Here is an 11029-nt window from a genome sequence, read left to right on the forward strand (position 1 = left end):
TCCGACCGTCCCTCTCGTGAAGTTGCGGAGTCACCCCACCATGCAGGCAGAACCGAGGAAGTCGCTGGTGGGGGAGGAGTACGAGGTCGAGATCGGCCCCGTCGCCCACGGCGGCCACTGCATCGCCCGTACGTCCCCCGGGCAGGTGCTGTTCGTCCGGCACGCGCTGCCCGGTGAGCGGGTCGTCGCCCGTGTCACGGAGGGCGAGGAGGGCGCCCGCTTCCTGCGCGCCGACGCGGTGAGGATCCTGGAGGCGTCCAAGGACCGCATCGACGCCCCCTGCCCGTTCGCCGGCCCCGGCCGCTGCGGCGGCTGCGACTGGCAGCACGCCAAGCCGGGCGCCCAGCGCCGGTTCAAGGCCGAGGTCGTCGCCGAGCAACTGGAGCGGCTCGCCGGACTCACGCCCGAGGAGGCCGGCTGGGACGGCACGGTGGTCCCGGCCGAGGGCGACAAGGTGCCCGCGGGCCAGGTCCCGGCGTGGCGGACGCGCGTGCAGTACGCGGTGACCGCCGACGGCCGGGCGGGCCTGCGCCGCCACCGCTCGCACGAGGTAGAGCCCATCGACCACTGCATGATCGCCGCACCCGGGGTGAGCGAACTCGGCATCGAGAAGCGCGACTGGACCGGCATGGACTCCGTCGAGGCGATCGCGGCGACTGGCTCCCAGGACCGCCAGGTGATCCTCACGCCGAAGCCGGGCGCGCGCCTGCCGCTGGTGGAACTGGACCGCCCCGTGTCGGTGATGCGCGTGGACGAACGCTCCGGCGGCGTCCACCGCGTCCACGGCCGCCCCTTCGTCCGCGAACGCGCGGACGGCCGCACCCACCGGGTCGGCGGCGGCGGCTTCTGGCAGGTCCACCCGAAGGCGGCGGACACCCTGGTGACGGCGGTCATGCAGGGCCTGCTGCCGCGCAAGGGCGAGACGGCGCTGGACCTGTACTGCGGCGTCGGCCTGTTCGCGGGAGCGCTCGCCGACCGGGTCGGCGACAAGGGCGCGGTGCTCGGCATCGAGTCGGGCAAGCGCGCGGTGGAGGACGCCCGGCACAACCTCGCCGACTTCGACCGCGTCCGCATCGAGCAGGGCAAGGTCGAGTCGGTACTGCCGCGCACGGGCATCACGGAGGTCGACCTCATCGTCCTCGACCCGCCCCGTTCGGGAGCGGGCCGGAAGACGGTCGCGCACCTGTCGTCCCTGGGCGCACGCCGGATCGCGTACGTGGCCTGCGACCCGGCGGCCCTCGCGCGGGATCTGGCGTACTTCCGGGACGGGGGGTACCGGGTGCGGACGCTGCGGGCGTTCGATCTGTTTCCGATGACGCATCATGTGGAGTGCGTGGCGATCCTTGAACCGGTCGCGAAGGGCGCCTGACCTGCGGTTTTGTGCGTGCGCATTATGTGCGGTGTGGGCGGTACGGGCGATATCTTGACGCTGAAATGACGCTCGTGACGCTCATTTGACGCTCGTTCTGATGGGGCGTCAGGCGCCTTTTCGGGCAGGTCAGACCCTGTCAAGGTGGCGAGCATCGATGGGGCGCCGAGGACAGGCGACGCTGAGCGTGGACCTACTGAGTCGTGCTGATCAGATGTCCCGGAAGAGACCAGCCAGCTTTGTGGCCTGCGGCGATGGGTGATTAGGGGGCGCTAACCTGCGGGAATGTCCTTTCGGTTGTTTCACGCTCTTGCCTGTTGATGCAGCCGAAAGTCCCAGAAAAGTCCCAGGAGACTCCCAGCGCCAGCGGATGATCTTTCCGCCTTGTATAGGCTGTGCAGACGCGTGTACTCCGGACTTGCGACGGTTACGCGGGACGGAGGCCCGACGCCGGGGGTCTCGCGCATGCAGTCAAGTGCTGCCGCACTCGTCTTCACTCAGACCCGAACTTACGCGGGTGGCCGGAGGGTCATCTTGGGGTGAGCATGATGGTCAGGGTGACTGCGTTTTGGCTGTGGAGCTGGTCTGCGCCGTACTGCTGCGCGATCGAGCGGGCGTCGGTGGCGAGCTGCGTGTAGATGTGGGGTGTGGGGTCCTCGTCGAGAGCGAGAGCGAGGGCGAGCGGGCGGGCGATCTCTCGGGCGATCCATCCGAGGAAGACTCCTTGGTGCTGGACCTGGATGGCGTTCGGGTCGGCCTCGTTGCCGGGGTCGCGGACGAGGTCGAGGGGGGTTCCGGCCGGCAGTTGCGCGAGGTGGGCGTCGTTGCCGCTGTGGCGGACGCCGCGCAGGGGGCAGGTGAAGGTACCGGTGCCGCTGAGGATCGCGGCCTGGGTGGCGCGGGGACTTCGGCGCTCGGTGCTGCGGATGAGGAGGCGGGCGGTGTCGGGGTCAGTGAGCGTGGTGATCTCGTCGGTGGTGAGCTGGCTGAGCCAGTCGAGGAACTGGCGGAAAGTCGGCTCCGGGTAGGGGCAGTTGGCGGCGAGGATGGTCGCGGTGGCGCGGTCGTGGATGCCGATGCTGGAGGCGTAGCAGGCAGCCGGGCTGCCGACCCCGTATTTGATCATGGCGGGGAGTGCGGCCAGGTGGCCCTCGGTGGGGACGCCTCGGCGGAGTTCGAGGATCTGGAGCAGCGCGGAGACGACCCAGGCGAGGTCCTGGACGATGATCTTGTCGATCGCGCTGGTCGTCGCGGTGATGTCGAGTGTGAGCAGGTTGCCGTGGTGCCTCTGGTGGAGTTCGGCCGCCGGGAGGCCGGCGATCCAGTCGGTGGCTAGGGGGACAAGTGCGGGAGCGGCGACCTTCTTCTGGCGGATGCCGCGCTGGACTTCGTGCACGTCCGCGGCGAGGGTCAGGATGAGGCGCTGCAGGTGGGGCCAGTGCTCGGCGGTGAGTAGTTCGGGTCGTACGTCGAGGACGGTCTGGATCTGCTCGGCGGCGGCGAGTGCGTCGGTGCCGCCCTGGACGCTGAGGCCGGAGCGGACGATCGCGGCGCGTGCGGGCCGGTCGGGCAGTCGCTGGGCGATGGCGGCGACGCGGCGGGCGGAGAAGCGGGCCAGCGGGGCCAAGGACCAGTCCTGAGCGCCGAGTTGGTGTCCGGCGAGGGTGTCGCCGAGGAGTGCTTGGGCGGCCTGCTCGAGGAGGTGCTGGTCGGGAGTGTCGACGACCTCCTCGGCGAGCAGGGCCAGGAGCTGGATGTCCAGTCCCGCGGCCCACTCGGCCAGTTGTCCGCCGGCGGGGTCGGCCAGGTCCAGCGCCGTGAGATCCTGGCCGGTGCCTGGCCGGTGGCCGAGGCGGGCAGTGATCAGCTCGTAGTAGAGCGAGGCGAGCGTGGAGACGACCGGTTCGATCCTGTCCCGGTCCAGATAGTGGCGGCGCAGTTCCTGGGCGGCGCTGGAGTCCTTGGCGATCAGCACGACGTGGCCTTCGGTCTCCTGGCCGGCGCGGCCGGCCCGCCCGGCGGTGTTCCAGAAGTCGCGGACGCTGACCCGCTCGCCCTGGCCTCGCCAGGTGTCGGGCACGAGGACGGTCTTGGTGGGCAGGTTCATGCCCTGGGACAGGGTGCTGGTCGCGCACAAGACCCGGAGTGCCCCATTGCGGTAGGCGCGCTCGAGGCAGTTGCGGACGGCTTGGGGGACCTCGGCGTGGTGGTAGGCGTAGCCACCGAGGACCATGAGGGCCAGCTCGTGGCTGGTGCCGATGTGCCGACCGATCTCGGCGGAGGCTTCCAGGCGCCGACGGGCGACCTCGGCGCTGAAGGATCCGTCCGCCATGCCGAGTTTCGGCGCGCCCTCCTTCTTCAGGGCCTCGCCCAGGGCCTTGGCGGCGGCGCGGGCCTTGACCTTGGTGGGCTGGGCGATGAGGACGGGGCCGAGCCGGTCGAAGTGCAGGGCCAGGGCCGCGGCGACGTCCTTGGGCGCGCTGGGGAAGAGGTTGACGCGCTTCTTGTGCCGGGTCAGGACGCGGGGGAGGAAGAAGTCGCCGTTGCCGCCGTTGCCGTAGTCGATGGCGCCCTGTTGTCCGTCGGCGTCGCGGCCGCGCCAGGAGAAGACCCCCATCCTCAGGCTCGAGGGCGACCAGTTGATGCTGGCGAGGTTGGTGGCGTTGGCGGCGGGTTCGAGCCAGCGGGCGAGGTCCTCGCCGTTGGGCAGGACGGCGGAGAGCAGGAGGAGGCGGGCGGCCGGGGCGGTGCGGCGGATACGAGTCAGCAGCATCTCCAGGCGCAGTCCGCGCTCGGAGCGGTCGATGGCGTGGCCCTCGTCAACGAGGACCAGGGCGAGGCGTGCCGCCAGTTCGGGCATGTTGCGCAGCAGCAGGTCGAGTTTTTCGCTGGTGACGACGAGGACGTCGGTGAAGTCCAGGAGCTGCATCTCGTAGCGGACGTGCTCGGCGCCGCCGAAGAGGGAGGAGACCCTCAGGCCGAGCAGTTCGAGGCTGTCGGCCAGGTGTCGCTCGACCTGGGCGGCGAGGGCGCGGGTGGGGACGACATAGACGGCGAGCCGGGAGACGAGCCACCAGCGGTTCTCGTCGCCGGGCCGGGGGGCGAGGGCGTGGAGGATGGCCCACTCGGCGATGTGGGTCTTGCCCGCCGAGGTGGGCATGGTCACCGCCATGTTCCGCGCGGCGGCGTCGACCAGGCCGGCGTCCAGGGCGGCGCGTTGGGAGGGCCACACCTGGATGACGGGCCGCTCGGCGACGATCAGGGCCTTGAGGTAGTGCTCCCACAGGCGGCCCCAGGTGGCCGCGCGGCGCAGCAGCAGCCAGGGCGAGGTGGCGACGATGTCCTCGGCGACGTGGGCGAGGGAGTCGATCAGGGTCCAGGTGTCGGCCACCGAGGCGTCCAGCAGGATGGAGGCGGCCTTGCGCAGGTCGGCGACGGCCGCGTGGCCGGCGGACCGGTTGCCGGTACGCCACAGAGCGGCGAGGTTGCGTGCGGCCCGTCCGGCGAGGCCGTAGGCGGCGAGCACGGCGGCGTCCGCCACATCGGCCCGCCCCTCGGCGGTTTCCCCCAGGAGCCGCTGGCCCAGGACACGAAGGTCGTCGGCGGTCTGCTGGCCCAGGCGCGAGACCTCGTCGAGGTCACGGCGCAAGACTGCTCCGGTCAGTTCGGCGATCCGGTACGGAGCGGCCGTGGTCGGCGTCTCGAAGACCTCGAGCTCGCCGAGGGCGAACAGCGACCGTGCCTCGCGGGTGAAGGCGACGGCGAGGGTGGCGGCGTTGGCCTGGTAGCCAGCCAGACTCCACATCGTCGCGGCGATGGCCAGCAGCTCCACGCGTCGGGGGTGCGCGGCCTCGTACCTCTCGGCGAGGTCGGCGTACGCCTCGGCGATCTCGGTCAGCGGGCCGGCATCGGCGCGGCGTTCGCGTGGGGTGCGGGTGAGCTGTCCCAGCCGGGCGAGGGTCAGGCCGTTGCGCATGCCGTCGAGGTCGTAGGTGTAGGCGACGGGGGCGCCTTCGAGGCTGATCTGGTCGCCCAGGACGTGCGAGCGCAGCTGGGCGCGCAGACCCGGGGCGGCGTCGCCGTCGGTGAGGACTTCCTCGCCGAGCCGGTGGAGGGTGCCGTTGTAGTCCTTCACGCCGCGGTGTCCTCGCTGGTCTCGGTACGGCGGGGGCCGGCGCCGGTTTCGGCGGCTTCGAAGACTCGGGCGACGAACGCCTGCAGTCCGCGGATCTTGACGACCGTCAGTTCGGTGGGCTGGGTCACCATGCCCGCTAGGAGGTCGACGACGTCGTCCTTCCATGCCTGGGCATCGTGTACAAAGACCATGTGCCGCTCCACCACGCGTTCCTTGGGGCGGCGCAGCAGGCTGGCGAGATGGCGTACCAGGAACTGGTGGTCGCGCTCGGCGCAGCGAACCATCGCGAAATGAATGCTCTCGTCCAGGCGGACGAGGACCTTCTCCAGGCTGTCGTACGCCTCCTTCCCCAGGTCCCGTTTGCGTGTGGCGCGGGTCTTCACCTCGGGCACGGCGATCACCGGCGGCGTCTGGCGGAAGCGGAAGGCGAGTACGTCCGTGCCTTGTACGGCCTGGTTCGGGGTCTGCTTGTAGCGGAGCTTGAGAATCGGCACGCACCAGCGGCGCACCCTCCGGTAGAGGGCAGCGGTGACGATCTCTCCGAAGTCACCGTGCCGCACCGCGACTCGAGTGGGGAACTTGTTGGCGCGCAGGTAGGCTGCGACCTCCGGGGACCCCAAGTCGTCGAACACGAGTGCGAGCTCGCTGGGAGCGAGATAGTTGCGGGCCACATCGCGGCCGAGCTGGTCCATCAGCTCCTCGTCATCGAGTTCTCCAGACTCGACGAGGGCCTCATAGTGCAGCTCGCCCTCTGGCTGCTCCACTGGCTCCTGCTCCAGCCACTTGCCGAACATACGTACCCCCGAACTCGCTGGTTCTCCCTCCGTCCTCATTGTCACGTATGCCACTCGAGCGCGAGACCCGCTTATGCGCAGCTGGAAGCAGGAGTCCGATGCCTGCCTCGACCCCAGGAGTGCGCGAACCACGATCCGTGTCAGACGGAAGGCAGGGCGCTCACCGTCACGTCAGCGGCCAGGAAGGCAAGTCGGCTTCGTGGCATCGCGGTCTTAAACGTTCCGCTTCAACGTCTAGCGGGTGATTTAGCACCACTTCGCTGATCTGGCAAACATGCAGGTCAATTGAGGTCTGGCTCTTCGGGGTCAGGCCCCTTGATTTTTACCGTGCTGGATAGGTGCTGGATTTCTGACCTATCGTCACCTGTCATCACCCCACATCACCCGTACCGTGCTGGCTTCGTGCTGGACGCCGACGAGTCACGGGCACCACCGGCCTGCCTGCTGCGCGCCGGGGCAGCTGAACCAGTCGATCGGGCCTCCGGCACACGCTCTTCACGTGACTCGCGCCGGTTGCGGAAACAAATCCCTGCCTGCCCGACGTTGTCGATCTCCTATGCGATAACAGGGGTGGTCGGCTTGAAGTTGTTCCGGACGGATGCATCGCAATGCGGAGTGAGCGAGGTCATGCCGCGTCTTGCTGAGGTCGAGGCAGATGTGCAGGGTCTCGTCGAGGCGCACATGGAGACGCTGCTAGGCGTCCGATTCCTGGCGAGCGAGTACGGCACCGGGCCGGTCCACAAGGGCCGGATCGATTCGCTCGGGCTGGACGAGAACGGATCGCCGGTCATCGTCGAGTACAAGCGCGGCGTCGACGCCGGCGTCATCAACCAGGGCCTGTTTTACCTGGCGTGGCTGCTGGACCACCGTGCCGAGTTCGAGCACCTGGTCCGCGACCGGCTCGGGATGAGGGCCGCGTCCCAGGTCCTGTGGAGCAGCCCTCGCCTGATCTGTATCGCTGGCGACTTCACGCGTTACGACGTGCACGCCGTGCACGAGCACCGGCGGTCGATCGACCTGGTTCGCTACCGATTCTTCGGGAGCGACCTGCTCGGGCTTGAGACCGTAGCGTCCGGGAGCGGCGGCGTACAGGGGGCACGCCGAGTCCGCCGCCAGGCGGTTGCCCGGGCGACAGCCGGCGTCCAGGACGCGTCGATGGTTGAGCTAGCGAGCGCGGTCGATGAGGCACTGCTCGGGCTCGGGGACGGTGTGAACCGCGTCGATCGCAAGACGTACCGGGCGTACCAGCGGCTGCGGAACTTCGCCTGCCTCTGTCCGCCGCAGCGGAGCAAGCTGCTGGTCTACCTGAAGGCGAACCCGAAGGACGTCGACCTTGTCCCGGGATTCACCCGGGATGTCTCCGGTCTCGGTCACCACGGGACGGGTGATCTGGAGGTGCAGTTGCGTACGCCGAGGGATGTGGAGCGGGCGCAAGATCTGTTCCTGGCGAGCTACGCGGCGGCGTGATCGCGGCGGTTTCCTCGGTCGTGCCTGCTCGTGTGCGCGGTCGGACTCGTCAGGTGATGCCTTTGGACGCGGGGACAGAACGTGGCGGTGGACCACCAATGATGCGCGGGGTCGCCGGTTTGGCTAACCGGCGACCCCGCGCTATGTTGCGCTGCCCCACGCTCACACGGTGCGCTTGGATACGAGACCGCTAACCGCCATCGGCCGGCCCAGGAGGCGGGCCGGCCTTTCCTTCTGGCATCGTCCCAGTGACGCGCCCATGGGCTACTCGTCGGCTGCGTCATCTCCCTGTTCCTCGGGCGGCGCCGACCGCCGGTACTGAGGGTGGTCGAGGTCGAGCTGTTTTGGCTGCGTGCAAGGGGACGGGGTAGCGGGAGCGGTCGGACCAAGCGATGGTCTGGTGACACAAGCGCGCGGTCGCCCGTGCGAGCATCGTCCGGTCGACCCCATCGGCTACACCGACGGGGTAGATCTCGGTCGCTGTGACGGCCCACCACGGAGCCTTAAGCTCATTCGTTTCCCGCTCCCCCTCCTCCCCGCCCTTGCCCGGATTGGCATCCCAGCGAGTGATGGACTTGCCCAGGTCTCCGCCCTTGGCTTGATAGTTGCGCGGGATGTTGAACAGGATCCAGAAGGGATTCCCGAAGTCCACCTCGGCACGGTGTAGTTTGGCCGACGTGAACAGGATGGATTCCTTTTCGGTGTCCGGATCGCTCTCGCGAGGGACGGGAACGTATTGGGGCACCTCGTCCGCCGCGACGTTCATCCGGATGACCGCGCTCGGCTTCTTGCGCGGTGCGTTCCTGCCTTTGCCGTACCCCGGCAGCCAGGTGCGCGGATCGGTGATGTCCTCTTCCTGATAGCTCTGATTCTCGTTGTGGAGGCCCGTCCACATCCGTCGGCAGGCGTGCCCGTCGACCATGACGACATAGCCCATGTCGGGTTCCAGCTCGTCGCGGACGAGGCTGGAGAGGGCATCTTCGACGTGTGCTGCTGCTTCCGCCCAGCGTTCCTTGTCCGTCTCGCCTTTGCCGTCGACGTGGAGTGTGTAGTCACTGGCGTGGAAGGCGGCGATTGCCTTCCGGTAGGGCACCCAGGCCCCGATTTGCGGCGTCCATGCTCGCATCGTCCAGGCGTCGCCCTCCTCCTTTGGCGGGAACAGGGCGGTGGCAACGATGATGCGTTTGGTGTGCTTGCCGTCGGCGGTCTTGGCTTGCCGGCGGGCGTGGATCCCGCAGTAGACGAGTTTCCCCGCCTCGCGTCCCTTCCGGTCCTTCGCGATGGCCCGCGCGAGGCGCTGGTCGATGATCCCAAGTGAGCGGTACAGGTCGAGGAGCGCCATGTAAGCGGCGTGGTCTTTCCCCGGCTTCGGAGGACTGATTTCTGTTGCGGGGTTTCCGAAGGATCCCGGTTCCATTCCCGTGGTGAACTGACAGACGAAGCCCTTCTTGGCCAGGAAGCGGCGGACTTGGAACTTTCCGTCATAGCGCTCCTTGCGCAGCAGGAAGGCGTTTCGCTTCTCTCCGTCCTTCTTCTTCAGGGCCGGGATCTCGGTCTCGCACCAGGCGCCGACCATTACCTGCGGCTCGCTGTCGGCGAAGTCGTCTTCGAGGGATTTGAACTCCACGGTCCGGTTGATGGCGTCGCCGTGTGACAGGAAGCGCTCGGCCTGGCGGAACACCACGCTGATGCCGGGAGCGAGGAAGACCTCCTCGCCCGGCGAGGGATCGCCGATGGGCGGGCCGTCCGGGAAGGCCAGGGACAGCGCGTTGATCATGCGAAGGCGGGTGTTCCAGCGGTACCACAGGCATACGATCCGCAGGTGCTCGAAACCCTGTGCCTTCACGGAAGCCGTGATCTCTTCGGGTGGGGGAAAGCCAATGCTGTGGAGGAGTTCGCCGGCCTCGATACGGCTTGCACGCTCCTGCGGGGCCATCTTCTGTTTGTCCGTGGGGCGCGGCTCGAAGGTCATCGGTTCCACCGTGAAGTCGACCCAGGTGGCCTTCTCGCCCAGCACTTTGGAGACGTGTTCGGCCAGGAGCCGCAGGTGGAGGGTGCCAGGTCCCGTGCCGACAGCGAAGTTGTCGTTCTGCGGCATGAGCGGGCGGATGACGCCGGCGTCAGGGGTGATGAACGAGGGGAATTCCCCCTTCTCGGCGGCCCTTTCCAGCAGGTCCCGCTCTTCGGTGACGCGTGCCTGCAGGGCTTGCAGGACGCTGATGTCCATCTCGTCGCGTGCGAGCAGTTCCAGGGCGCGCTGGTTGACGGCGCGGACGTTGCCGTTGCGTACTAGCTCGGTGTGCAGGATGGGAAGGCCGTCGCTGCCCTGGTAGATGTGCGTGGACTTCGCGTAGACCATGTTGCTGTGGACGCGGGTGACATGTGCGTCCAGGAAGATGACCGGGTGAATGACGTTGGGCTCGGTCTTCATGACCACCGAGAGCCGGGACATCGCGTACTGGGCCTTGGTGGCCTCGTTGACCTCGGTTGCGTCGTCACGGAGGTTGTACTTGCGTCCGAAAGGGTGATCCCAGGCGATGAGGCCGCCCCGGCTGTCGGGAAGGTAGGTGACTTCCCTTTTGTTTGGGTTGGCTTTCCAGCCGATCGTGCGATTCTTGTAGACCTGTTCGCCGTTGGCGTCGAGCTTGGGGGAGCCGTCCTTCTCCTTCGCAGCGACCTTCTCAGTGATCGGGACGAGGTCGTAGATGGTGAACTTCTCCTGGGCGAGCTTCTTGGAGATCACCCAGGGCACGGCCACGTACATCCAGTCGGGACACTTCGGCTGCCTGCCGGACACCGGCTTGAGGAAGCGCGTCATCTCGAACTCCTGCTCGGGCGTGTTCGCGATGGCTTCGGCCACCGGCGGTACGTCGAGGAGGACGGCCTGGTCGGTGTTCAGCCCCTTGCTGTAGCCGACGACGCACCGGAAGACGTGGCGCAGGGTCTCGTCGTCGATCTTCTCCAGTGACACCAGGAAGTTGAGGTACCGGTCGAGGTGGACGTACCCGCCGGTCTTGAACTTCAGGTAGGTCAGGGCGGTTGAATACGGCAGATTCTTCTTCTCGTCCGGATGCTGCTGGCTCTTCTGCTCGTCGTCTCCGCCGCCTTTCAGCTTCTCCCATTCATCGCGCACACTGCGCGGGAAGAGCCGTACGTACACCTTCTGGCCCTGGACGAGTTCGGGGGTGCAACGCAGGGTGAGGGTGCTCGGGAGAGTGGTGGTGTCGCTCAATGCTGTGATCTCTTTCGGGAAAAAGCGCTGGG

Annotated in this window: 4 protein-coding genes and 1 pseudogene; 2 read left to right on the forward strand and 3 right to left on the reverse strand. The window is 67.9% G+C overall.

Translation table 11 applies throughout. The features are described from left to right. Positions 1-40 precede the first annotated feature (40 nt). Positions 41-1369, forward strand: a complete 1329-nt coding sequence (locus ACFPZJ_RS12005) for a class I SAM-dependent RNA methyltransferase (protein WP_381020377.1) — start codon at positions 41-43, stop codon at positions 1367-1369. 529 nt (positions 1370-1898) lie between these two features. Here the strand turns inward: ACFPZJ_RS12005 and ACFPZJ_RS12010 are convergent. Continuing rightward, positions 1899-5504, reverse strand: coding sequence for a DEAD/DEAH box helicase (locus ACFPZJ_RS12010; protein ID WP_381020379.1), 3606 nt, complete (start codon positions 5502-5504; stop codon positions 1899-1901). Positions 5505-5569: 65 nt separating this feature from the next. Further along, a pseudogene (locus tag ACFPZJ_RS12020) lies at positions 5570-6337 on the reverse strand (Hachiman antiphage defense system protein HamA); the annotation flags it as partial. A gap of 531 nt (positions 6338-6868) precedes the next feature. Here ACFPZJ_RS12020 and ACFPZJ_RS12025 point away from each other — a divergent pair. Further along, entirely contained in the window at positions 6869-7765 is an 897-nt protein-coding gene (locus tag ACFPZJ_RS12025; RefSeq protein WP_381021282.1) for a DUF5655 domain-containing protein, read from the forward strand. A 280-nt stretch (positions 7766-8045) separates the two neighbouring features. On the opposite strand, the gene ACFPZJ_RS12030 is transcribed toward ACFPZJ_RS12025, so the two are convergent. Beyond that, positions 8046-10997 (reverse strand): RNaseH domain-containing protein, encoded by a 2952-nt coding sequence (locus tag ACFPZJ_RS12030; protein WP_381020381.1) that lies wholly within the window; start codon positions 10995-10997, stop codon positions 8046-8048. Positions 10998-11029: the final 32 nt, after the last annotated feature.

Source organism: Streptomyces bullii (assembly GCF_042657145.1).
Lineage (GTDB): Bacteria > Actinomycetota > Actinomycetes > Streptomycetales > Streptomycetaceae > Streptomyces > Streptomyces bullii.